This window comes from Sinomicrobium weinanense (genome assembly GCF_018863395.1).
Classification (GTDB): Bacteria; Bacteroidota; Bacteroidia; order Flavobacteriales; family Flavobacteriaceae; genus Sinomicrobium; species Sinomicrobium weinanense.
Map to the genome: position 1 here is coordinate 104,658 of NZ_JAHKRR010000010.1, position 23,377 is coordinate 128,034.

Consider the following 23,377-nt stretch of genomic DNA (forward strand, 5'->3'; position numbering starts at 1 on the left):
TTTTATTCATTGTTTAACACATTCCGCTTTAGGACCCGAATGCTATTTCCCCGCTTTACAAAATCATAAATTTCCTTCTTAGCTTCCCCATTCCCTTTTTTCCGGTAAGGCTTACACAAAGCATACAATTTGTTGGTTTTATCATCTTTCCCCACCTGAAGATATTCATATTTTACCGGAATAATTATGTTTTTTCCGGCATCGGCAAGTCCGTAAGCAAAGTAATCATCTGTGTGGGATGAACTGCCGCCATAACCAATTCCCCATACATATTTTGAGTACTTGTATTTTCTGACTACATAAAAATCCTCTTCATACACTTCATTCAGGACGGATATGTCTGCTTCCCATTTATCCGGGTAATCGGTTTCTTTAATGTATTTTGTTCCCAACAAGCCTATCTTCCAATAAGGGTTTCCCAGAAATGTATATACATTCCATCCGATAACGAATAGAACAATTACTCCGACAGCAAGCATTATTTTTAGTGACCTGTTCATTCGGTATTGCCGTTTATACACATAACCTTTATTTTTGAAGCTCTTGTCCCGAAGAATATTAACATAATCTGTTTTCAATCAAAAGGTCTGGGTGATATATGGGTTTCTTTTTACAAAATAAATTTCCATGTAACGTGGGCTCCCTGAGCTGCTTCCTATAATGTGGTCTTTCTTGTATTCTATAATAGTGTTTGCCGTTGTTACCGGTAGTAGTTCGTTATTTTTCAGGAGCGCTCCGTTAATACAAATATTTCCTTTAAAGTTGCTTTTGGGGAGGTCTTTGAGCCTGTCCGGGTATTTTGCAATCAACATAAAGCCGTTTATCATTCCCTCTTCGTCGGGAATGGCATGCACTCCCAGCTTGTCCCAGGTGTAATAAGTAGCATTGGAATACTGCATTTTACCTCTTCTTGAAGGGCCGCCCAATGCTTTGAACAACGTTTCGGGCTTTGCGGGAAACAGCACCCGGACGTCATTGACGAACAACGTTTCACGGGTTAAATGAACCGTTACTGTTTCCGGATTGGGCAACATTTCTGAGGGATGGGTCTCCACCACATCTTCATATTGTTTTTGCCCTATTGTATAGCCTGCCGGCATTCCGGTTTGCCTGAAGGGGTTGAGAGACATTTCCCCTATCACAATACGTTCTTTGCATTCCCCCGGAGCTTTTCCGTCAATGAAGATATTTCCCTTAAAGTTTGATTTGGGGTGTTCTTTACGAAGTGCCGTCCCCGTAGTCAGGAGATTTAGTCCCCAAATATGCTCGTCAGAGATATAATAGGTATAAATCCCCAAATGATCCCAGATGTCGTAGGTGAGTTTAACGAATTCGGAGGACACGCTTCTCGAAGGTTTTCCCAATGCTTTTTGGATGTCACCAGCCGAGGAAGGGAAACCAATACGTATACCGTTTATGTATATGGCATCCGGTTTTATGTTTATCGCTATGGCATTTGAACTCAATCTCATTTTTTTCGGAAATTTTTAATCTTCCTTCTCTTTTCTGTACTTCAACATTCCGGTTTCAGGGCCTAAAGAGCGGGGATAAACTTTGCTTGCGGTAAATTCACGGATAATGGTATAGGCACTCCCCTCTACTTTAAGCAGTACAAAGCGTTTGTTTTTGCCCTCCCTGTTCTTTTGTTCTTCTACGGTAGGGTAAATGACGTGTTGTCCGGCCAAATAGAACCCGGGAACTTCCTGAAAAGGCTCGATAGCTGAGAAGGTCCCCTCGGGGATAACGGCCTCTCCCGAGGTGTTGTACAGTCCGGAATGTTCTTCCTTTCCCCGTTCGGTCTCCTTTTCCCTTTTTGTTAAAATGTGTTTTTCGTTCAGTACCTTAATAACATGTTCAGCAGAAGGTACTATAACCTGCCCTTTCCAGCCCGTAAGGTCGGTTTTGTACCGGGTGAGCTGTCGAACGGTATCCCGTTCCGCTGTCTGGTGGACAAAGCCTGCGGGAGTAGCTTCAAAAAAACTATTCTTTCCAAGCTCCAATACTTTTTCACCTTTCATCGTGTATACCATTCCTTTTTCCTTGTCGCCCGCTGCAATACAAAAGAGTTTGAAAAGGTTCTTTACATTAACATCGAACTCACCGGAATAATGTTCTTCCAAATAAGAAATACTTTCCTTTGGAGGTGAAAAAAGTGCGCCGCCCCACCATTTTACGATTTCGAACTTGGGCAAAAGGATGATGCTACCATCTTTTTTTACACCTGTTTTTCCATCTTCGCCTGTGAATTTTTCATAGCCCATTCGGCCCATATATTGATCTAACTCCTCATCGGTGGCCGGGAGATCTTTTGTAGCCGGATTTCCGGTTTTTGACTCGTACTCTTTTTTTGAATCGAGCAATTGACGGATTCCCTCTCTTTTCAGATGAATCTCCCTTTCACGATGGTTTTCGAGGTAGTTGTCGATACTTGTCAATTCCTTGTGGGTATATTCATCTTCATAGGAAGTGACATTCCGGGAAGTTATTTTATTAAATGCAGTATCGTAGATATCTTTCCGGCCTTTGTCCGGAGAGAAATGATAGGGATTTTTTTTGAATTGTTCATAAAAGCTGCCTTCGGTTGTGTCTACTTCCCGATACATGGTAAAAAAAGGAACATTTTTATAGGTTCTCCGTTTGCTCAGGCTGGCCTCGTAAGGGATAATATACGTATATCGATGCGGGAGTATTTCATTACCCCTGGCATCGATAATTCCCGCAAAAAAAGTGCTGTCCCGGGAAATATAATACCGTTGTCCTTCCAACTCGCAGGGTATCAGGTCGTAATAACAGGGTGGTATTGCAAACTTTCCCTTTTTATCGATTACCCCGTAAAAATCACCTGACTTAACAATAGATTGCCCTTCCATAAAACTACGGGCATAATCAAATTGAAAAGCAATGACTTCCTTGTTGCCTGCATCGATAAAGCCCCATTTTCCGTCTTTTTTCACGGCTGCTAGTCCTTCAGAAAAGGTGCTGGCATCACAAAAGACCGGGGCGATGCTTTGTGCGGTGTCTTTTATATTAATATAGCCATAGGTGTTTTGGGAACAGTTGCCATAGGTTGAAAAAAGCCCCTGGGCCTGTACTGGTATAGCGGCCATCCATAAGAGAAAGATGATGATAGGTTTTTGTGTTGTCATTTTTAAAAGTCTATTATTCAAAAGGCTTTCAATAACTCCTTCTTTTCCTCGTTGTATTCTTCCTCCGAAATTAGCGAAGCGTCAAACAGTTCTTTTAATTCTATTAGCTTAGCCTTGATGTCTTCTTTCAATGGAGCCAGGTTGGTATTTTGGGTGACACTGCTTTGACTTATCGGATGGTCTTTGTGTTCCGAATTTGTGCCTGTTTTCTCACCCAGGATCAATGCGGTAATTTCATTAAAGCCCCTGATATTTGCATAATCAAGAGGTTTTTGTTCCCTTATGTTAGTCAGGTTGGCATCGGCGCCTTTTTCAAGTAATAATGCTACAATATCCTTGCTTCCGTTAGATGCGGCGTAATGCAAAGGGGTGTTTTCCGATTCGTCCTGAATGTTTATGTTGGCTCCTTTCCTGAGAAGCAATTCTACCATATACAAATGTTTATTTTTTACGGCGAGGTGCAACAGGCTTTCCCCGCCGGAGGTGTAGCTGCTGCTCAGGTTGTACAAACTGTCTGAGGAAAGGTTCTGCGCCTGTTCTACAAAATCGAGGTAACTTCCCAGCGTAACCGCTCCCTGCGAAGGGGTCTGATAGTTTACGTCCAGCCCCCGGTCGAGAAAGAGCTGTACTGCCTGTTTCTGGTTATAGGCACAGGCGTAGTAAACGGGGGAAATCCCATCGGCACTTGTCTGGAACACATCGGCACCTTTTTCTACCAGTAAGCGCACAAGCCGGATGTTGTTGTTGTAACAAGCGTGAAGCAAGGGTGTGGCGGCATTGCTGTCCGGCTCATCTACCGGGATGCCATTTTCCAACAGGGTTTCGATAATGGGCAGATTACCGGACGGAAGGGCCAGGTGAAGCAGGTTATTCCCTTTTTTAGTCTTTACGGATACATCGGCACCTTGACCGATAAAAAAGTCGACCAGTATTTTTTTACGGTACACAATGGCAAGCATCAGTGGCGTTTCGCCGGTGTTGTTAGTGCTTTCGATATCGATACCGTGGTCTAAAAACAATTCACACAAAGGCTTTTGCCCGTTTTTGGCGGCCAGGTGCAACAAATTGTTCCCCTGTTCGTCCGCAATATCGGTCCGGGCATGATGGCCCAACAGCAGTTTAATGACCTGCACCTGGTTTTGCAGTGTGGCAAAATACAAAGGAGTCTCACCATTGTGGTCTTCATAGTTCAGTTCTGCTCCTTTGGCAATCAGGCGTTCGCAGATTTCCTTATACCCGCGGTGTGCGGCATAATGCAGGGCCGTCCTGCCCTTTTCGTCGGTGTAGTTAACATCGGTGACTTCCTGCTCCAGTAGCAGTTCGGCTATTTTCCGGTTACCTTTTTCGCAGGCTATTAAAAACGATTGGCTCATATTTCTTCCGGTTTTTTTATTAGGCAGATGCCTGATATTTTAACAATAATGCCACGGTTTTTTCCTTTAAATTATCGTTTGCCGCCAGGTCGGTGGCCGTTTTGTCTTCGGCATTCCGTATCGACGGATCGGCTCCCTTATTGAGTAGCAGTTTTACTTTTCTGTAAAGGTCTTTTGCTTTTGCCTGGTCAAAGTTCAGGTCCAGTCCGCATACTTTGTGCAGCAATGTGTTTCCGTCATTACCGGTCTGGTTAATCCCATCCCGATAAAACTTCAATACCGTTTCAAAAACCACGGCATCTTTACCCATAGCAGCATCCAGCGGTGTTTTTGTCCGGCCGTAAATATCAGTGCTTACCTGTTGTACATCGGCGCCCATTTCCAGGAGTTTTTCGAGATATTTCAATTGATTTTCGCCTGCGGAAGTCAACCGGTCGATGTAGTTAAACAACAGTGAACTTCCGGTGTGGTTGGTCTCGTCAAAATTCGGGCTGTCATATTCGCACAATGTATCAAAGAGATCATAATTAACTTTATCTACCAGGGCGAAGTAAAACATTGAATTACCTTCTTTATTGGTGTGATGAAGGTCGGCTCCGTTATCCAACAGGGCTTTTACCAGTTCGTTGTTGTTGTTTTCGATGGCTTTTTCCAAAGGGGTTTCATTTCCTTTATTTTTATGGTTCACGTCCAGGCCTTGATCAATGAGCCACCTGCCTACTTCCGGTGTCAGCTTTTGGAACAACAAGGTATTTTCGGAATGATCGTAACTGTCGGCCGGGCATCCGTTATCGACTATGGCCTGCAATACCGGAACGGGCAGGTTTTTTGAAATGGCCAGTTGCAACAGTGTCTGCCGTTCTACGGCTTCGTCGATGTTTTCAATACGGGTTGCAAAGGTTTGGAAAAATGCCAGGCTTTCTTCATCCAGTTCATCGGCACTGTCTATGGTTTTACTTGCCCTGCTATTCCCGATGACATGGTTGTTTTTTTCAAATGGCGTATATAAAAGTACGTTCCAGATATCACTGCCTGTCCAGTTATCCAGCTCAAACACATCGGTGGTGAGCAAACCGGAATCGGCCAGGGCCAGTATTAATGAAAAGGACTTGTGCCTGAGTGCCCCGCTTATCAGGGATTCCTTTTCGTAACTCTTTAAACTGTTAAAGCTATCAGCATCTGCTTTGATGCATCTTTCCACATTCGCAAAATCCTTTTGCCTGATGGCTTCTTTTAATGTTGTTTCGTTCATCAGCAATGTTCCTATTATAACTTTACATTATTCATTTATTTTTCTTTTTTTCACATAAGCGCCATACGAATTCCAAACCGGGTCATATTCTTCTTCCAGAAAATATTCCAGTCTAATTTTAGTGATGGTTTGATTATTGAAATTAAATGGGAGGTGATCATTTCTAACCATCAACGACATACTTTGGTCGCTTTGGTTGGCCAACCACTCTACAAATTCCTCTTCCTCATCAAAAGTAATCAATACAGGACAGGGACCCATTGCGTCATTCACTTCGCCCAGCGTAAATTTTCCTTCAAAAAAATACAACCCAATACCGCAATAATCACGGTGTGAATGGTAAAGCCCCCCTCCGCCCACATAATATCCGTTCTCATTCAATCTTGTGGGGTGTTGTTTTAATTTTCCGGCTACTTTCCGGGCAAGTTCAAGCCCATAAGTTTCCTGGTTTAAGGAATGAAAAATTTCGAGTTCTTTCCTGTTAAGGGAAGAAGGTAATGGTATGGGAATTTGAAATTTCATTTATCTCGGTTGATTGTTCACTTTCTGAATGGGAATATTGTGTTTTTCCGCATAGGAAATAGCCAGTTCGTCCAGGTAGAGAAGCCGGACCTGCATATTTTCATCGTGTGTTACAAACAGTTTTTCAATGGCGGCATCAATGGCTTTTTCCGGCTGTCCTTCATCGATCATTGTTGCAATATCCAGATATTCGTTTTCAAAAATTTCTTTACCATAGTTAAATACATCTAAGGACGCAGCGATTAGTTCTTTGGTATCTTCTTTTTCGGGCAAGCCTTCTACTTTATTGATACTTTCATTCAATGGGTCAATGACCATTTGGTTTACATATTCAACGGCTGTTCCTTTTATGGCTTCATTCTCTTTAAATACGATAATATTCCCTTTTGCTTTGAGCGCACGAAGCTCTCCGAAAAATTTGGGAGAATAACGGGCTGTTACATTATTGGTATTTAACCAGGTTCTCTGCACTACCTTATCGGGTGTAGCCTGGTTACAGGAAGTGAGGCTGACGGATAGTACAGACAGCAAAATGATTGCAATGCTTGTTGTGTTTATTGTTTTCATATTTTTTTTGTTTCATTTTTAATAAAGTCTTCCGACCAGATTGTTGTAAGCCTGGAACATCTCTTTATATACCTTCATTATTTTTTCGGGAGTTCCCCTATCCGGAATATTAGGGTATGTTGGCAAATAGCTGAAATCGTTCTTCTCCACACGCTCCTTTAAATTTCGGAAGACCACAATAAAATTATCGGCAAAGGACCTGTAACTTTCCAGATATCCATGGTACATTCCAAATTCCTTTATCCGATCTTCGTGTTCCATACTTTCCTCCAGGTCTGACAAACTGGTTTTGAACACGTTGAACAATGTATTCAACTCTGAAAGGCTGAGTGTACTTATGTCCGGTGTTTCCTGAATGAAAGTGATAATTTTCCTGGCCTGATCAAGGTTCTTTAACAGGTAGTACCGGATGGGCCCATCACCTTTTTTCAGCCCTTTCAAATCAGCTTCAAGCATTTTATATTGAAGTTTCATAAAAGTTCCCTGCATCGCATCATAAGCAATGTAGTAAGCCTTAAACGACTCCAGTAGCCTGGGATGTAGCTCTTTGGCTTTTGCAAAATGATCATCTTTGTAATTTTCCCGGTAATAATAGTCCTTTGCTTCATTTACCACTTTGGCTAATTGCCGTGCAGCCTTGCTTACCATTTCCATTTCCCGGTCTACTTCGTCTATAACGGGCTTGCTTTCAATGGCCGTATCAAGCCAGTCAATATTTTCGGCGTCTAAAGGGTATAATCCATATACTTCAATTCCCTGTGGCCCTGTATCCGGATCTACCAAATCAAAATAGTTGTCATAATTAAAGTTCACCCATTTATGAAAGGTATCAAAATAGACGTATTGATTGTACTTCTTAATAAATTCAGGAGACATAAAACCGGTGTGGTTTGCTTCAGTTGTTTCACCTTCCTGTTCATTATTAGTCTTGCAGCCTGTTACAGCCCAGATCAGCAATAAAAAATAAATCGCGTTTTTCATTGTTGTTTGTGTTTTCACCATTTTTATTTGCCTTTCATGGGTCAGATGGAATGCCTTGATGATTATTTCGGCTAAAGCTCCAGGAACAAATTTACAGCGTCGGAAATACCAAAACAATTTTCAGCCGCATATACAGCGACTACAAGCCGTCAGATAAACGTCTACAAAGCGTCTACGAAATTCATATCCGGGGCAGGAGTTGTAATTGTTATACTTTTACTGCATAATGTATTAGGCCATGAGGGGATTTCAAAGCCCGAATTTGGCGAATATAACCATGCATCTATCCAGTAACTTATAAAAACAGTGCTGAAGTTTATCCCGATCGGGTAATTAAAGCCGACCTCCCTGAAATCGTTACCCGGCTTTCTTGCAAAAAAGGTTTCAACCAAACAGGCGATTGCGATATCCGCACATCACGGCATCCGGGTGGACGACGGCAAGGCGAGTAATGACCCAGGCAGTAACAATCTGGGGGACAGATTTTATTGGCGTAAAAAAAGAGGCTGTCTGAACAATTTTCGAGCTATTTTTTGGAGATTTGAAGAAGCTGATAAACAGTTATAAAAAGCGGGGTGTATTCAGAGCTTCTTCATTATTTCAGATATCGGGCCAGTTCGGGGATCATATTCTTCAAAGTTTCAACAGCCAGCCCCGCTACTTCTCTCGCTCCTTTTACAGACAAATGGGTATTGTCCTGTTTTCCTTCCGGATAAAAAGGGATCTCCCCGGGAGTATACCACAGATGCAACTCTTCGGACCTCTCCGGGCCATAGGAGATCTCCAGGTTTTCGGTAAGCCGTTGCAGGTCTATGAACGGTACGTCCATATCGTCTGCGACCAGACGGACAACAAGGGGATAATCGCCGTGTGTGTCCATCAGGGTGCCGTATTCGTTAAAATTTCTCCGTACAATGGAAGTAAACAATATGGGCGTGGCCCCTTTTTCCCGGGTTTCCTGTACAAATTTTTCCAGGTTTTGCCTATAGCCCGTATACGGATTGGTATAACGCGAAGGGTCCTTGAATTTCTGATCGTTATGCCCGAACTGGATAAAGACATAATCCCCTTGTTTGAGACGTGACAGCACCTTGTCCCAGCAGCCTTCGGAGATAAAACTCCGGGAGCTCCTGCCGTTGACAGCATGGTTTTCCAGTGTCACATTCCCGGTCATAAATTCCGGCATTAACTGGCACCATCCGCGTTCGGGGTTTCCGCCTTCCAGAGGTTTATCGGCCATGGTGGAATCGCCTATGAGATAAACGGTGGTGAAGGATTTCTTTTCCCTGCTTTGTTCTTTTGTCACCGCCGTTCTTTCACAGGAAAAGAGTAATACGGCCATTAATAAGGTTATGGTTGGTTTCATAATATTGTTTTATAGGCCGGTACTCCGATCTCGTCCGGCAATCGATGATTAAATGAACTAAACCGCTATGTGCCGAAAGGTAAAGTCGGGTTGGTATCCTCCTCTCTGTTATCCGCCGTCATTATTTTTTAAATCTCACTGCCTTTTTGGCTTCATCATTGCCATAGGATATCCGGTCTGCAGTAATATCGCTGGCCTCAATGGAGATCACAGCGTTTTCCCTGCCGGCTATTTTGAGTAAGGGTTTATGCGTTTTTGCGGTCTTCAGCGATTTCAGTTCTATATTCCTTCCGTTATATATGCTTAACGGCACACCGTCCTCATTGGCAATGGTCACATTTTTGAGAGACAACCCATCGGTGTCAATAGCGGTAATGCCTTTTTTTGTTTCCAGGTACGCATTTTCGAGGTGTACGTTTTTCAGCTTCATTTCGGGAAGCCCCATAAAAAATGCTGCCGTTTCGGAATTCACCACGGTAATATTCTTCATGTAGATATTCCGAAAGGCCGGAGTCTCTTCGGTAACAGGTACCGGGTTTTCATCCCTGGATTCGGTCTCCGCTTCCTGATCTTCTTCCAGCAGGGGGGAATTGCCACCATAGAACATATTGAACCGGATGGCCTCGGTAGGAATATCTTTCATATCGATATCGGAAATATAGATATTCTCCACCACACCCCCGCGGCCACGCGTGCTCTTAAAGCGGAGCCCCACATCTGTGCCGATAAAAGTACAGTTGCTCACGTGAACATTTTTTACTCCTCCGGACATTTCACTCCCGATAACAAAACCCCCGTGCCCGTGATATACTGTATTGTTAGTTACAATCATATTTTCCGTGGGTATTCCGCGATCCCGGCCATCCTTGTTCTTGCCCGATTTAAAGCAGATGGCATCGTCTCCCACGTCGAAAGAATTGTTATAGATAACCACATTTTTGCAGGATTCCAGGTCCAACCCGTCCCCGTTCTGTGAATACCAGGGATTCCGAACAGTAAGATTGCGCACGGTGAGGTCTTCACACATCAACGGATGCAGGTTCCACGCCGGGGAATTCTGGAAAGTAGGGCCGTCCAGTAATACTTTTTTACAACCTACCAGGCTGAGCATTACGGGACGAAGGTAATCTTTGACCGTTTCGAACTCCTCTCTGCTCTTGAAATCGGGAACATTAAAATTGCCTTTATTATCTCTCTTTTTAGATTTCCCGGAGGGGTACCAAACCTTGCCGTCATCACTGAGCATTCCGCCCGATTGTACTTTCCGTTTCCATTGGCTTTCTGTCATTTTACCTTTCTTCACCGGCCTCCAGGCATCGCCGTTCCCGTCGAATATACCCTTTCCGGTAATAGCGATATTCTCCAGGTTCCTTCCATTTATCGGAGACATGCAGCGATAGGTGTTCAGGCCTTCGAAACTGGTCTTTACAAGGGGATAATCGCTAAAATCATCGCTGAAGATCACCAATGCGCCTTCTTCGGCGTGCAATTCTACATTACTCTTCAGGGTAATGGGCCCTGTAAGCCACATTCCCCGGGGTATCACTACCGTCCCCCCTCCTTTTTCGGACACATGGTCAATGGCATTGGCAAAGGCCCTGGTGTTCTTCACCACCCCGCCGCTTTCGGCCCCGAAAAACTCAATATTGACTTTATAATCGGAAAAACGGGGTTCCTTCACCTCAGGCATTTTAAATTCCAATTCATCGTAGATGCCTGCCTGCTGGGCAAATGCCTTGTTCTCTGCTGCAAAAGCCATAATCAAGGCAAATGATACGGCCAATAACTGTCTTTTTTTTATTGTAAACATTATATATATCGAAGTTTTGGTTTTACGGTATAATTTATTTTACTGGATTCCAGTCATCTTCTCCTTTCAGTATATTCTCCACGGTATAGGTTTCTGCCTGCTGGTCGGTTAACTGATAGGACCAGGGTACCCTTTCCCCAGTGTTGGCTCCCGGTCCCTTGGAATTGTATTCCGCATAAAAAGCTGTGTGTTCGGCTTCGGGTTTGTTCCAATTGTGCCATCCTTCGGGTTTTACATGCCTGCTCATATAACAATTAATGAACACGGTTTTGGCATGCGGGCGCCATGGCCTGCCGAGATAAAATTGTCTATTCCCTCTTCCTGTGATCCTGCAGTTGAGGAACACAAATCCGTAGGGAGTCTCTTCCAGGGTCGAGGCCGCAGTGATATAGCTTTTTCCCTTACAGTTGATAACACAATTCTCAAAAACCGCCGTAGACCATCCGAAGATAAAATCTACCGTACCTTCTATGTAGCAGTTCTTATAGTACTGCCTGCTCTTCTTTCCGTGAAGATACAAGGTGTCCTGGTTGCCGAGGAACTTACAGTTCTCAAAAACAGCCCTGTCCCCCTCTATTCTTATGGCCACCGCCTGACCAACAGGCCCGGCACTGTTCTGAAAGGTAATATTCCTAGCCTTGAAATTGTCTGCAAAAACAAAAAAGGATGAAGACCCCGTAGTCCCATTTCTTCACCGAAAATGTTTTTTTTGGAAGCATAATCGTCAAAGGTGAGTATGGTGTAGGTCATACTCTCTCCAATGAAAGTGACGTTGGTCTTGGAAACCGGCAGCACCAGTTTTTCCTTATACTTTCCGTTCTTTATAAATATTTTTGTCTCCTTTTTTCTAAAATCCGGTACAGCATTGATAGCCTCCTGTACCGTTGTGAAATCCCCCTTCCCACTCTGGTCCACCACAAAGTCATATACCTTATTCCCGGAAGCACCCTGCACGAAAAAAATGCACCACAGTAATAAAACCGCAGCTAAACCATACTTTGTCTTGAAAGAATTCATTATATTTATGAAATTTATGTAATCGATTGCACTAAATTATGCTTTTTTACAAAACATACCATTTTTTTATCTGGAATTTTAAAAAAATAGTGAGTGCGATCCCAAAATCATGATATATAAATGTAGGAGGTTCAGGGATTAGGGCATGATAATTAACTTTTTTACGGATATTTGCCCTGAAGATCCATCCGGAACCAAGGTTACTGAATAAAGTATATACGATGAGCAAGGTTACCATATATGATATTTCCAAAAAACTGAATATTAGTGCAGCTACGGTCTCCCGGGCACTGAACAACAATCCCAAGATCAGCCTTAAAACCCGGGAACTGGTCATGAAGACCGCTGAGGAGATGAACTATGAACAGAACACCCTGGCCCTGGCCCTGAAGAGTGGAAAAAGCAATACTGTGGGTATACTGGTCCCCTATATGAACCGGAGTTTTTTCTCTTCGGTGATCCGGGGGATCGAAGAAGAGCTTTATCCTCACGGATATCACGTTATCATCTGCCAGACGCGTGACGATGCCAAGAGCGAGGTCCAGAACATAAATACCCTTCTCAATGCCCAGGTGGACGGTATTTTTATGTCGGTTTCCAAAAACACCAAGGATACGGGCCATATCGACCGGGTACTGCAAAAGGGAATACCCCTGGTGTTCTTTGACCGGAAAAAGAACATCCCCGGCGTAAGTTCCGTGACCATAGACGACTTCAACGGGGCCTATATGTCCGTAGAGCATCTCATCAAACAGGGATGTAAGCGAATAGCCCATTTTTTGGGTGACATCAACCTGGAAATATACAAAGACCGTTACAATGGGTATTTAAGGGCAATGACTGATTATAACCTACCGATTGACAAGAATTACATCATCCGGACCAACAGTAAAGTGGAGTCCGGCACTGCCGCAGTGAAAAAACTTATGCAGCTTCCCTCTCCCCCCGATGCAATATTCTCGTCGAGTGACTTTACAGCCCTGGGGGCGGTACAGGAACTGAAAAAAACCGGGATAAGGGTTCCGGATGACATCTGTATTTCCGGTTTCAGTAATGAATCTTTTACACAATACACCGAGCCTACCATGACTACCGTGGATCAGACCCCCATAAAAATGGGGAAAATGTCAGCCCGTGTATTTCTGGAACAGATCGATGAAGAGATCTCGGTGACCATAGAAAAGAAGGTTGTACTTTCACCACAATTGGTTATCCGGGATTCATCAGACCGCCTTAAGAAGAAATAATTCAATTGTTCGCTAAACATCACCATAAAAAGGAGACATTAAATCACACCGCCGTTTTTGCCCAGGGTCAATTCTCTTTATAAAGACACTCCCCGTTTCCAGGGGATAAAATCATTCTGGTTGAGTTTCACGGCACTGGTCTTCTCCTCTCCACCGGCCACACGTATGATATAATCCAGTATTTCCTCCCCCATTTCTTCAATAGACTTTTCTCCTTTTATAATACCGCCTGTATCCACATCTATGATATCCGGCATTTTCTCTACGAGTTCGGAATTGGAAGACACTTTTATCACCGGGGTCACCGGGTTTCCGGTAGGCGTACCCAGTCCGGTGGTGAACACAATAATGTTTGCTCCCGATCCGGCAAGGGCTGTGGTACTCTCCACATCATTACCCGGAGTACACAGAAGATTAAGCCCTGGTTTGGACACATATTCGCCATAATCCAGTACGGCAGTCACCGGTGAAGTTCCTCCTTTTTTAGCTGCTCCGGCCGATTTCATGGCATCGGTGATCAGTCCGTCCTTGATATTCCCGGGAGAAGGGTTCATGTCAAATCCCGAACCGGCATCCACTGCCGATCTCTCATAGGCTTTCATCAACGACAGGAACTTGTCTGCATCTTCCTGTTCCACGCAGCGGTTTACCAGTTCCTGTTCTACCCCGCATAATTCAGGAAATTCGGAAAGAATAGGGGATCCTCCCAATGCAGCCAGCAAATCCGAGGCATAGCCCAATGCCGGATTGGCCGATATTCCGGAAAAACCGTCGGAACCGCCGCATTCCAGTCCCACTTTTAGTTTGGACAAAGGAGTGGGGACCCTTTCTATCTTATCTGCTTCTTTTATCGCCTCAAAGGATTCCCGGATAATGACGTTCATCATTTCTTCCACTGTTCCCATTTTCTGCTGTTCGTAGATGAGAATGGGCTTTTTCAGTTCCGGGTTGATCTTTTTTACGGCTTCCTTAAAAATATCGACCTGCAGGTTCTGGCATCCGAGGCTAAGTACGGTAGCCCCGGCCACATTGGGGTTGTTTACATAACCTGCCAGCAACCTGGACAGAGTTACGGAATCCTGCCGGATACCTCCGCAGCCACCCTGGTGGGTAATAAACTTTACCTCAATATTTTTAAAAACACCTGCGCCCTGCTCTTCTTCAACAACAGAAGTTTCCGCCTCTTTGCCACTGATCAGGGCGCGAAGCAGGAGACGGTGACTATCGGTCCTGTAATAAGACAATTCCTTTTCAAAGACATCTTTCAATAATTCTATATTGCGGTTTTCACAGAACACCAGCGGAAAGAAAAGCCATATATTGGCCGTACCTGCCTGTCCGTCTTCACGAGGATACCCCATGAACGTCCTCTCTTTCCACCTGCTTATATCCGGTACTTTCCAGGGAGTGGTCCCGGTCTTTTCAGAAACCTTACTGCTCTGGTGCCTGACGTTTTCCGTGGTCAACAACCCTCCTTCCGGTATAGCTTCACTGGCCTTACCGACCAGCACGCCATACATCAGTATACGATCGCCTTCTGCAAGGTCTCCCAGTGCTATCTTATGTTTTGCCTTTGTGTCAGAAACCACCTCAATGTCCTGCTCTTCAAAAGTCACCGTTTCACCTGCCCTTAGATCAGACAGGGCCACAGCTACATTGTCATCCGGATGTACTTTTATCAATTTCTTCTTCATCTTCTTTCGATTTTAGTTGCTGTAAGGCCCGGAGAGCGGAAATCCCGCATTTGCGACCCTATGCCTTTAATACTCCTTAACCTACGAGGTTGTTCGTGATGCCGAGCGACCTCATATAATTTTTCAATCCTTCTTCGACCCCGTATTTTTCTATCTGTTCCAGGGCAATCACCACCGCATCTTCCAGTCCGGGTACGGTTTGCGTAAGGTTCTCACCCCAGAATTGGTTGTCTGCCAATACACGGCTTGTGGTTTCGCGGAAAGAGGAAAGTGCCCAGGCTTCTTCAAAGGCCTTTATTATAGCTGCACTGTCCTGCACGGGGAGCTGTTTTCCTTTCCACTGTCCCTTATAAAAACGTATAAGGCATGCCAGGGCAAAGATCAGATGACCGGGTAATTTGCCCTCCCTCCGGTAATATTCCGTGAGGCTGGGAAGCACCCTTACCCTGAACTTGGAGATTGAGTTCAACGCAATACTGGACAGGTAATGCTTTATGAAAGGATTCCGGAAACGGTCCATTATTTCTTCCGCAAAACTCACAAGCTCTCCCCTTTCCATATGGAGTGTCGGAATGATCTCATCAAATACCGTGTTTTTAACAAACTGCCCTGTAAATTCATCATCTATGGTCTCCTTTACGGTTTCATGGCCGTACAGGAGAGAAAAGGGCACCATCGCAGTGTGCGCGCCATTGAGGATACGCACTTTCCGGGTCCGGTAGGGCTGTATGCTGTCTACTATTTTGATGTCCAGGCCTGCCTTGTCCAAAGGAATCTTTGCCTTCAGTTCCTCCCCGCCTTCGATAACCCACAGCAGGAAGGTTTCGGCAGAGACCATAAGTTTGTCTTCATAAGACAACTCGCTTTGGTATTCCTTGAGTTGGTCTTTGGGATAACCGGGAACGATCCGGTCTACCAGGGTGTTGTGGAAACTGTTGTGCTGTTCTATCCAGTTCCTGAATCCGGCACCAAGCTCCCACAGGTCTACATATTTCAATATCACCTCTTTCAGGGCATCGGCATTGTTATTGATGAGCTCACAGGGGATCAGGGTAAGTCCTTTTGACGGATCGCCGTTGAAATATTTAAACCTTTCGTACAGCAAAACGGTGAGTTTTCCCGGAAAGGAAGAAGGTGGCTGCATATCGGGTGTGTCCTTTTCATCGAATGCAATTCCCGCTTCGGTAGTATTGGAGATTATAAATTGCAATTCTTCTTCTTTAGCCAATTCAATATACGCATTAAAATCGGCATAGGGATCGACTCCCTGTTGTATGCAGGATATTAAGCGCTGCTCCTGTATTTCTTCTCCCTTTTTTACACCTTTCATAAACAGGGTATACAACCCTTCCTGTTCATTGAGCAGGTCCACAAGCCCGTTTTCCAACGGCTGTACCACGGCGACCCCGGCCTTGAACTGTGCATCGGTGTTGAGTTTATCTATGATATAATCTACAAAAGCCCTTAAAAAGTTCCCTTCACCAAACTGAATTATCTTTACGGGGAGCTTTTCTTTAAGCCCCTGGCTATTTCTCTCCAAATTTTTCATCTTCTTTAAAAATACCTTAATTAATGCAATCGATTACACAAATATAAAACAAAAATTAAATTATGCTCTTTTATTTCTGTCTTTTTCAATATTGAAAACTTTTTTTAGCACCGGACCCCTTCACAAAACACAGTATTTTGCAGGCACTTTACAGACGCTCATACAATGGATGCAGTCACTCTTCGACCCCTGAAAATGTCAGGATTCTCCCATTCTATCTTTGTCCGCATGATAGCAGATCAAAAGATACCACATCATGGAAATCCAAACATTTTTGTTGATGGTCATATAATATTGTACTCTTATCACGGAGTGCATTCCCGATACAAAGAAACCCGTCTCATCACTATGGACAGTGGATATACCAATACTACTGTGAAGTGGAGATCTCTGAATTACTCCGTCCTGAAAAGGACTTCTTCAATGGATGGAAATTACTGTTCAGGACATGGACGAAAATATGCGTTATACACAAAACAACTATCCTATGCTATGCTGTACTGATCCGGTACTTTATTGTTAGATCTCTAAGTATAGTGTATAATACACACAAAAATGTTTATTTTTACCATTCCATAAAATTAGTCGTGATCATTTAATAAGATCTCCATATATTAACACAAAAAATACCAACTATGAACATTTCACCCCCTTTAGTTGACATTAAGATCAATGAAGAATCCAGAGTTCCGAAATACAAGCAGGTTGTCGATTCTATCATAGAAGGCATTGCCCGGGGCGATCTCAAGATTGGACAAAAAATCCCGTCCATAAACGGTTTGAGCGAAGAATGTTACCTTTCACGGGATACTGTGGAGAAGGCATACCGTTTGCTGAAAGAGAAAAAGATCATCGTTTCCGTAAAGGGAAAAGGTTATTATACCGCAAGGACCGATCTTATTTCAAAGATCAATATCTTTTTTATGATCAATAAACTGAGTTCCTATAAAATGCAGATATACAATTCGTTTGTGAACCGTATCGGTGTAAATGGCCATGCAAACCTCTTTATTTATCACTGTGAACAATCGCTTTTTGTAAAAACACTTGAAAAGAACATCAGTGCCTATGACTATTATGTGATCATGCCCCATTTTAAGAATGAAAAACTTATGCATATCAGCAATACGAACGAAGTGCTCCGGGCACTGGAAAAAATTCCCAAGGACAAGCTCCTGCTTATGGACAATGACAAACCGGAAATTACCGGAGAATACGCTTCCGTGTACCAGGATTTTGAAAACGACATCTACTACGCACTTACCAAGGGACTCGAAAAACTGCGAAGCTATAACAAACTCATACTGGTGTATCCGCAAAAGGCCGTGTACCCTTACCCGCTCCGGATATTACACGGGTTCCGGAAATTCTGTGTGGAACATTCCTTTGATTTTGAGGTTCTCAATGAAATTTATGACGATATGGGACTGCAATCACATGACGCTTATATTATCATAGAGGAAAACGACCTGGTGAATATTGTCAAACAGGTAAGGGAACAGGGACTAAGACTGGGAAAAGATATCGGTATCATCTCCTATAACGATACCCCCCTTAAAGAATTGCTGGGGATTACAGTGATCAGTACGGATTTCAGGCTCATGGGAGAAACCGCCGCAGATATGCTGCTCAACAACCGGAGAGAAAAAGTGAAGAACGCATTCCGTTTCCTCGACAGGAATTCGGTGTAGGCTTTTTAATTTTTGTCTTCAGAACTTGTCCCCCATAACAGAAAGAACCCGGAAATACTGCCGGACTTCGCAGGGCATCCTGTTTATTTATCCTTAATTCTTGCTTAACCTGCGTTTCTTTTTCTATGTATATCCGGCACACAGGAAAGTACAGGATGCTGTTTTATTCCGGTTTACGTAACCTTGTCATGGAAACAAATTTCTTTTTGATCGTCTTCCTTGTATTATGAAACTAAATGTACATATATTTTTCTGTACCCTATGCGTCCTTCTGAATTTCGGGCCTGTCCCTCCCTCCTTTGCACAAGCCCCTGTTGAGCTTCGATGGCTGCAGGAGCATCGTCCTGACAATCCCGTAGGCATAAGTTGGGGCGTTCCCTGGCCTGAGGGAAAGGTACAAAAGGGACAACATTTTATCCTGGAAACCAAAAACGGAACTTCCCTGCCCCTGCAAAACTGGCCTCTCGCCTATTGGCCCGACGGCTCCCTGAAATGGAGTGGTTTCGCTACCGTAGCCCCTGTGAACAACTCACTTCTGAAATTAAAAATCAGTGAAAAAAGTACGGCTTTTGAAAACGAAGTGCACCTTATTGAAAATACACGGAAAATCCGCATAAGCACCGGGACACTGGATTGTATAATACCAAAAACAGGTACAATTCTGCTCGATTCACTCCGGATAAACGGACGGATGATAGCCGGTAAAGGAAGCATAGAATGTATTGTACAGGATGGCCTGGATGAAAACCAAACCACACTGCAAAGAAAACTATACAATAGTATCATAAACGAGGTTACCGTCGAACAAAAAGGTCCGGTAAAAGCCATGGTCCGAATTCGTGGCAGGCTGAAATCTGAAGCAGGAGATCACTCCTGGCTTCCACTGGATATCCGCATGTATTTCTACGCGGGGTCCAATGCCGTGAGACTGGTCAATACTATGACCTACGACGGTGATGAACACAAGGATTTTATCAAGGGCCTGGCCTGGACATTTTCCATCCCCATGCGGGAACAACTACACAACCGCCACGTCCGTTTTGCAGGAGAAAACAGGGGGATGTGGGCCGAGCCGGTGAGACCTTTAACCGGAAGACGGGTGATCTCCATCGATGACAAAGATGTTTTCCCCGACCAGGTTAAGGGAAAGGCAATAGCCAACACAAAACAATTTACCGGGGACAAACAGGCCCTCATAAAAGACCTGCCGGCCTGGAGCGATTACCGGTTAATACAAAACACGGCCAACGGGTTCCTTGTCCAAAAGCGTACCAATCCCCAAAGTGCCTGGATCACCGCACACGCAGGGAAACGATCTGCCGGATATGCCTTTGCCGGAGATACCGGGGGAGGACTGGGCATTGGGATCAAAGATTTCTGGCAGTCCTATCCCGCGGCCATGGAGATCAGCCACACCACATCAGACCATGCACACCTGAAAGCCTGGTTGTGGTCTCCTTATGCAGAAGCCATGGACATGCGTCATTACGATACCATTCCTCACGGACTGGAAGCCACTTATGAAGATGTACAGAAAGGATTGAGTACTCCTTATGGCATTGCCCGTACCAGCGAGCTTACCCTGTTTGCCCACAGTGAAACGCCTCCCACCGAAACATTGAGCCGGCAGGCAGAGATCGGCAGTGATCCTCCCCTACTTACAATTTCCCCGGAATACCTGCACAGCACCGGTGTTTTCGGTATCTGGAGCCTCCCGGACCGTTCATCCCCGGGAAAGGCCTGGATAGAAAACAGGCTGAACCAGGCCATCCGCTTTTACCAAAAAGAGATCGACCAGCGCAACTGGTACGGTTTCTGGGATTACGGGGATGTAATGCATTCTTACGACCCCGTACGCCACACCTGGCGATACGATATTGGTGGTTTTGCCTGGGACAACACCGAGCTGGCCTCCGAATTCTGGCTGTGGTACAACTATATCCGTACGGGCAGAAAAGATATTTTCAGGATGGCTGAAGCTATGACCCGTCATACCAGCGAAGTAGATGTATACCACATCGGTAAACTTGCCGGCCTGGGCTCCCGGCACAATGTCCGCCACTGGGGGTGCGGTTCCAAGGAAGTAAGGGAAAGTCAGGCGGCATCCCGCAGGTTTTATTACTATCTCACTACGGACGAACGCACCGGGGACATCATGCAGGAAGTCGCGGAAAAGGCTGACAGAGCCATGACAGAACTCGACCCGTTACGTCTTATATACCCGAAAACGGAATATCCCACCCACGCCCGTATAGGCCCCGACTGGCTGGCACTTGCAGGCAACTGGATGACCGCATGGGAACGCACAGGCGACAACAAATGGCGAAATAAGATCACCTCCGGGATACACAGCCTCGCCAAAATGCCCTACGGGTTCTTTTCCGGCGAGCTCGGTGCTTTCGGTTATGACCCGGCCACGAACCAAATGCACATGCTGAACAATAAGATCGGGCATTCCCACCTGAGTGCCCTTATGGGAGGACCGGAGGTGGCCTTTGAACTTACGGAACTTCTGGACAACAAGGACTGGGATGTCCTATGGCAACAGTATTGTACACTTTGGGGAGCTTCTGAGAAAGAAGTGCAGAAGGCCCTGGGTAAAACCGTAAAAGTTGGCCATACAGGGATATGGTATGCCAGGCTTCCCGCCTATATGTACCATATTACCCGGAAACAGGAATTTGCAACACGTGCCTGGGACTGGTTCCTCAACGAGAAAAGTGCAAAATTATTTGATTCCCGGGTGGCAGATGGTGTACATATTCCCAAACCCATAGAAGAAACTCCCGGAATAAGCACTAATGAAGCAGCTCAATGGAGCCTTAATGCCATTCAGCTACTGGAACTGGCCGGGGATAAGATCCCGGAAGAACATCCCTTGTGGACACCGGCAACAAAAGAATAAAGATCACTGCGTATTCCATGAACAATCCCGGAAAGACATATAGTACCGTTACAACAACCGCAGCCGTCCTTGTCCTTTTGCTGATAATGTTCTCCTTCCCGATTTATTCCCAGACCAAAAAAGGACAGCTTCTGTATAGTGACAATTTTGGATCCGGCCTGGAAAACTGGGTCGTGGAAACCCCTGCATCGCCAAACTCGATAGTAACTATCCAGCGGGATAAACTGGTCATAGACGTGGATCATGGTGCTACGGTATGGTTCAATAAAAAGTTGTCGGGAAATGTACGCATCGAATACAGGAGAAAAGTAATCGTGAACGACGGCAGGAACGACCGCCTGTCTGACCTCAACCAGTTCTGGATGGCCTCCGATCCCCGAAATCCCGACCTGTTTACGCGAACAGGTGTTTTCAGTGAATACGACTCCCTCTCCCTTTATTATTTCGGTATGGGCGGGAATTACAATACCACCACCCGGTTTCGAAAATATACAGGTGATGGGGAAAGGAAACTGCTCACTCACTTTGAAAATGAAAAAAACCTGCTAAGGCCCAACAAGGTATATCGTATAAAGATCACGGTTTATGAAGGAACCACAAGGGTCTTTGTCAACAACAGGGAGATCGTATCCTATAAAGACCCGAGGCTTCTCCGCGAAGGCTATTTCGGTTTCAGAACCGTAAAATCCAGGCAGGAGATCAGCGATTTTAAAGTATATCAGCTGCCGGAATAAACGATTCCGGATCAATATAAAAACAGATGAACATTTTTTTAAAGATTGAATGAGATTGAGGTAGATTGAAAAAAGGTGGAGAATTTCCGTCAACCATTATCCATCTTTATCAATCTCATTCAACAAAAAATAACCCAACTAAACAATTGTCATGACCATTATCAAAAGATCATTTCTATGTATATCCCTGCTCGCTTCGGGCTTATCCGTAACCGCACAGCAGGAACCGGTAACAGATACCAACACACCGCTTCACCTGTTGCAACCGGACTACCCGACACCCTATGGCAAACCGGAAGCCAAAGAAGTCCTGAAAGTACTCGACCGCGTATATTCCTACCTGGATGCTACAACTCCCGCCAGATTGATGAACGGGAAAACACAAAAGGAAATAACCGACCTGAAACAACTGAATGAAAACACCGTTTTCGCCCCTGGAGATTTCCGCCTTACGAGCTATGAATGGGGAGTGACATACGCCGGCATGCTCCTCGCAGGAGAAGTCACCGGCGACCAAAAATACACCGACTATACTTACAAACGTTTAAAACTCATTGCCGACATCGCCCCTTACTACAGGGAGCAGTTAAAAAAAGACCCGGACAGTCCTTCTCCCATACGCTCCGTCCTGGACCCCCATGCCCTGGACGATGCCGGGGCGATATGCGCTGCCATGATAAAAGCCAAAAAACAGGGAGCCAAATTCGGCCTTACTTCCATTATTGACCATTATATCGATTATATCAGCACCAGGGAATTCCGCCTGAAAGACGGTACCCTGGCCCGCAACCGCCCTCAGCCCAACACCATCTGGCTCGACGACCTTTTTATGAGCGTTCCTGCCCTGGCACAAATGGGAAAACTTACCGGGGAGAAAAAATATTTTGACGATGCCGTAAAACAGGTATTACAGTTTTCGGAGCGTATGTTCAACAAAGAAAAGGGGCTGTACATGCATGGCTGGGTCCAGGCCATGAAAGTACACCCCGAATTTCACTGGGGCCGTGCAAACGGCTGGGCTGTAATGACCCTGGTGGAACTGCTCGATGTACTGCCTCCGGAACACAAGGGATATAACAAAGTGTTGACAATACTACGGGCACATATAAAAGGGTTGATATCCTATCAGGACGGCACCGGTTTCTGGCACCAGCTCCTGGACTGCCCTGACACTTATCTGGAAACCTCCGCTACCGCCATTTACACCTATTCGATTGCCCGGGCCATCAATAAGGGATACGTGGATAAACTCGCTTATGCCCCAGCTGTGCTACTGGGGTGGAATGCCGTGGCCACCAAAGTGAACGAAAAAGGCCAGGTGGAAGGTACCTGCGTGGGAACGGGAATGGGCTTTGACCCCGCATTTTATTATTACAGGCCCGTCAACGTCTATGCCGCCCACGGATATGGCCCCGTGCTACTCGCAGGAGCGGAAGTCCTGAATATGCTGAAAAAACATCAATTTGAAATTAATGACAGCTCGTTACAATTGCTTGGCCATGACGAATAATTCGGAATAGTTT

The 23,377-nt window shown here is 44.9% G+C and carries 19 protein-coding genes; 5 read left to right on the plus strand and 14 right to left on the minus strand.

From position 1 onward, the window contains the following. Positions 1-2: 2 nt before the first annotated feature. The 12 genes from KN811_RS19270 to KN811_RS21970 form a co-directional block, all read right to left on the minus strand. On the minus strand, positions 3-500 hold the full coding sequence (locus tag KN811_RS19270; protein WP_187966364.1) for a hypothetical protein: 498 nt from the start codon (positions 498-500) through the stop codon (positions 3-5). Positions 501-578: 78 nt separating this feature from the next. Continuing rightward, on the minus strand, positions 579-1,472 hold the full coding sequence (locus tag KN811_RS19275; protein WP_187966363.1) for a DUF7738 domain-containing protein: 894 nt from the start codon (positions 1,470-1,472) through the stop codon (positions 579-581). Positions 1,473-1,487: 15 nt separating this feature from the next. Further along, entirely contained in the window at positions 1,488-3,146 is a 1,659-nt protein-coding gene (locus KN811_RS19280; protein WP_187966362.1) for a WG repeat-containing protein, read from the minus strand. A 17-nt stretch (positions 3,147-3,163) separates the two neighbouring features. Beyond that, complete coding sequence (locus KN811_RS19285) at positions 3,164-4,519, minus strand: ankyrin repeat domain-containing protein (protein WP_187966361.1); 1,356 nt, start codon at positions 4,517-4,519, stop codon at positions 3,164-3,166. Between the two features lie 19 nt (positions 4,520-4,538). Then, positions 4,539-5,771 carry an ankyrin repeat domain-containing protein gene (locus tag KN811_RS19290; protein ID WP_187966360.1) on the minus strand — a complete coding sequence of 411 codons (1,233 nt, stop codon included), beginning with the start codon at positions 5,769-5,771 and terminating at the stop codon, positions 4,539-4,541. 27 nt (positions 5,772-5,798) lie between these two features. Beyond that, on the minus strand, positions 5,799-6,293 hold the full coding sequence (locus KN811_RS19295; RefSeq protein WP_187966359.1) for a hypothetical protein: 495 nt from the start codon (positions 6,291-6,293) through the stop codon (positions 5,799-5,801). Beyond that, a complete protein-coding gene (locus tag KN811_RS19300; RefSeq protein WP_187966358.1) occupies positions 6,294-6,860 on the minus strand; it encodes a hypothetical protein in 567 nt (188 codons plus the stop codon). Positions 6,861-6,878: 18 nt separating this feature from the next. After that, positions 6,879-7,841 carry a DUF3829 domain-containing protein gene (locus KN811_RS19305; protein WP_187966357.1) on the minus strand — a complete coding sequence of 321 codons (963 nt, stop codon included), beginning with the start codon at positions 7,839-7,841 and terminating at the stop codon, positions 6,879-6,881. Positions 7,842-8,436: 595 nt separating this feature from the next. Beyond that, positions 8,437-9,207, minus strand: coding sequence for a rhamnogalacturonan acetylesterase (locus KN811_RS19310; RefSeq protein WP_187966356.1), 771 nt, complete (start codon positions 9,205-9,207; stop codon positions 8,437-8,439). Between the two features lie 121 nt (positions 9,208-9,328). Then, positions 9,329-11,017, minus strand: coding sequence for a glycoside hydrolase family 28 protein (locus tag KN811_RS19315; protein WP_187966355.1), 1,689 nt, complete (start codon positions 11,015-11,017; stop codon positions 9,329-9,331). Positions 11,018-11,051: 34 nt separating this feature from the next. Continuing rightward, a complete protein-coding gene (locus KN811_RS21965; protein WP_345725293.1) occupies positions 11,052-11,645 on the minus strand; it encodes a pectinesterase family protein in 594 nt (197 codons plus the stop codon). Next, entirely contained in the window at positions 11,597-12,034 is a 438-nt protein-coding gene (locus tag KN811_RS21970; protein ID WP_282097931.1) for a pectinesterase family protein, read from the minus strand. Before KN811_RS21970 ends, KN811_RS21965 begins: the two co-directional genes overlap by 49 nt. 221 nt (positions 12,035-12,255) lie before the next feature. Between KN811_RS21970 and KN811_RS19325 the strand changes: the two genes are divergently transcribed. Further along, positions 12,256-13,281 (plus strand): LacI family DNA-binding transcriptional regulator, encoded by a 1,026-nt coding sequence (locus KN811_RS19325; RefSeq protein WP_187966354.1) that lies wholly within the window; start codon positions 12,256-12,258, stop codon positions 13,279-13,281. A gap of 77 nt (positions 13,282-13,358) precedes the next feature. Here the strand turns inward: KN811_RS19325 and KN811_RS19330 are convergent, their stop codons facing one another. After that, on the minus strand, positions 13,359-14,975 hold the full coding sequence (locus tag KN811_RS19330; protein ID WP_216334955.1) for a UxaA family hydrolase: 1,617 nt from the start codon (positions 14,973-14,975) through the stop codon (positions 13,359-13,361). 76 nt (positions 14,976-15,051) lie between these two features. After that, positions 15,052-16,524 (minus strand): tagaturonate reductase, encoded by a 1,473-nt coding sequence (locus KN811_RS19335; protein ID WP_187967445.1) that lies wholly within the window; start codon positions 16,522-16,524, stop codon positions 15,052-15,054. A gap of 635 nt (positions 16,525-17,159) precedes the next feature. Here KN811_RS19335 and KN811_RS19340 point away from each other — a divergent pair. From KN811_RS19340 to KN811_RS19355, 4 genes are all read left to right on the plus strand, one after another. Continuing rightward, on the plus strand, positions 17,160-18,215 hold the full coding sequence (locus KN811_RS19340; protein ID WP_187967446.1) for a GntR family transcriptional regulator: 1,056 nt from the start codon (positions 17,160-17,162) through the stop codon (positions 18,213-18,215). A 226-nt stretch (positions 18,216-18,441) separates the two neighbouring features. Continuing rightward, positions 18,442-21,120, plus strand: coding sequence for an exo-rhamnogalacturonan lyase family protein (locus tag KN811_RS19345; RefSeq protein WP_187967447.1), 2,679 nt, complete (start codon positions 18,442-18,444; stop codon positions 21,118-21,120). Beyond that, positions 21,096-21,854 carry a DUF6250 domain-containing protein gene (locus tag KN811_RS19350; RefSeq protein ID WP_187967448.1) on the plus strand — a complete coding sequence of 253 codons (759 nt, stop codon included), beginning with the start codon at positions 21,096-21,098 and terminating at the stop codon, positions 21,852-21,854. The genes KN811_RS19345 and KN811_RS19350 overlap by 25 nt, the downstream gene beginning before the upstream one ends. A gap of 151 nt (positions 21,855-22,005) precedes the next feature. Then, positions 22,006-23,364 carry a glycoside hydrolase family 88/105 protein gene (locus KN811_RS19355; protein WP_187967449.1) on the plus strand — a complete coding sequence of 453 codons (1,359 nt, stop codon included), beginning with the start codon at positions 22,006-22,008 and terminating at the stop codon, positions 23,362-23,364. Positions 23,365-23,377: the final 13 nt, after the last annotated feature.

What these genes read in the sequence shown, in the direction of transcription:
- KN811_RS19270 (WP_187966364.1), bottom strand. Translation starts at nt 500, where the DNA reads ATGAACAGGTCACTAAAAATAATGCTTGCTGTCGGAGTAATTGTTCTA.
- KN811_RS19275 (WP_187966363.1), bottom strand. Translation starts at nt 1,472, where the DNA reads ATGAGATTGAGTTCAAATGCCATAGCGATAAACATAAAACCGGATGCC.
- KN811_RS19280 (WP_187966362.1), bottom strand. Translation starts at nt 3,146, where the DNA reads ATGACAACACAAAAACCTATCATCATCTTTCTCTTATGGATGGCCGCT.
- KN811_RS19285 (WP_187966361.1), bottom strand. Translation starts at nt 4,519, where the DNA reads ATGAGCCAATCGTTTTTAATAGCCTGCGAAAAAGGTAACCGGAAAATA.
- KN811_RS19290 (WP_187966360.1), bottom strand. Translation starts at nt 5,771, where the DNA reads ATGAACGAAACAACATTAAAAGAAGCCATCAGGCAAAAGGATTTTGCG.
- KN811_RS19295 (WP_187966359.1), bottom strand. Translation starts at nt 6,293, where the DNA reads ATGAAATTTCAAATTCCCATACCATTACCTTCTTCCCTTAACAGGAAA.
- KN811_RS19300 (WP_187966358.1), bottom strand. Translation starts at nt 6,860, where the DNA reads ATGAAAACAATAAACACAACAAGCATTGCAATCATTTTGCTGTCTGTA.
- KN811_RS19305 (WP_187966357.1), bottom strand. Translation starts at nt 7,841, where the DNA reads ATGAAAAACGCGATTTATTTTTTATTGCTGATCTGGGCTGTAACAGGC.
- KN811_RS19310 (WP_187966356.1), bottom strand. Translation starts at nt 9,207, where the DNA reads ATGAAACCAACCATAACCTTATTAATGGCCGTATTACTCTTTTCCTGT.
- KN811_RS19315 (WP_187966355.1), bottom strand. Translation starts at nt 11,017, where the DNA reads ATGTTTACAATAAAAAAAAGACAGTTATTGGCCGTATCATTTGCCTTG.
- KN811_RS21970 (WP_282097931.1), bottom strand. Translation starts at nt 12,034, where the DNA reads ATGAATTCTTTCAAGACAAAGTATGGTTTAGCTGCGGTTTTATTACTG.
- KN811_RS19325 (WP_187966354.1), top strand. Translation starts at nt 12,256, where the DNA reads ATGAGCAAGGTTACCATATATGATATTTCCAAAAAACTGAATATTAGT.
- KN811_RS19330 (WP_216334955.1), bottom strand. Translation starts at nt 14,975, where the DNA reads ATGAAGAAGAAATTGATAAAAGTACATCCGGATGACAATGTAGCTGTG.
- KN811_RS19335 (WP_187967445.1), bottom strand. Translation starts at nt 16,524, where the DNA reads ATGAAAAATTTGGAGAGAAATAGCCAGGGGCTTAAAGAAAAGCTCCCC.
- KN811_RS19340 (WP_187967446.1), top strand. Translation starts at nt 17,160, where the DNA reads ATGAACATTTCACCCCCTTTAGTTGACATTAAGATCAATGAAGAATCC.
- KN811_RS19345 (WP_187967447.1), top strand. Translation starts at nt 18,442, where the DNA reads ATGAAACTAAATGTACATATATTTTTCTGTACCCTATGCGTCCTTCTG.
- KN811_RS19355 (WP_187967449.1), top strand. Translation starts at nt 22,006, where the DNA reads ATGACCATTATCAAAAGATCATTTCTATGTATATCCCTGCTCGCTTCG.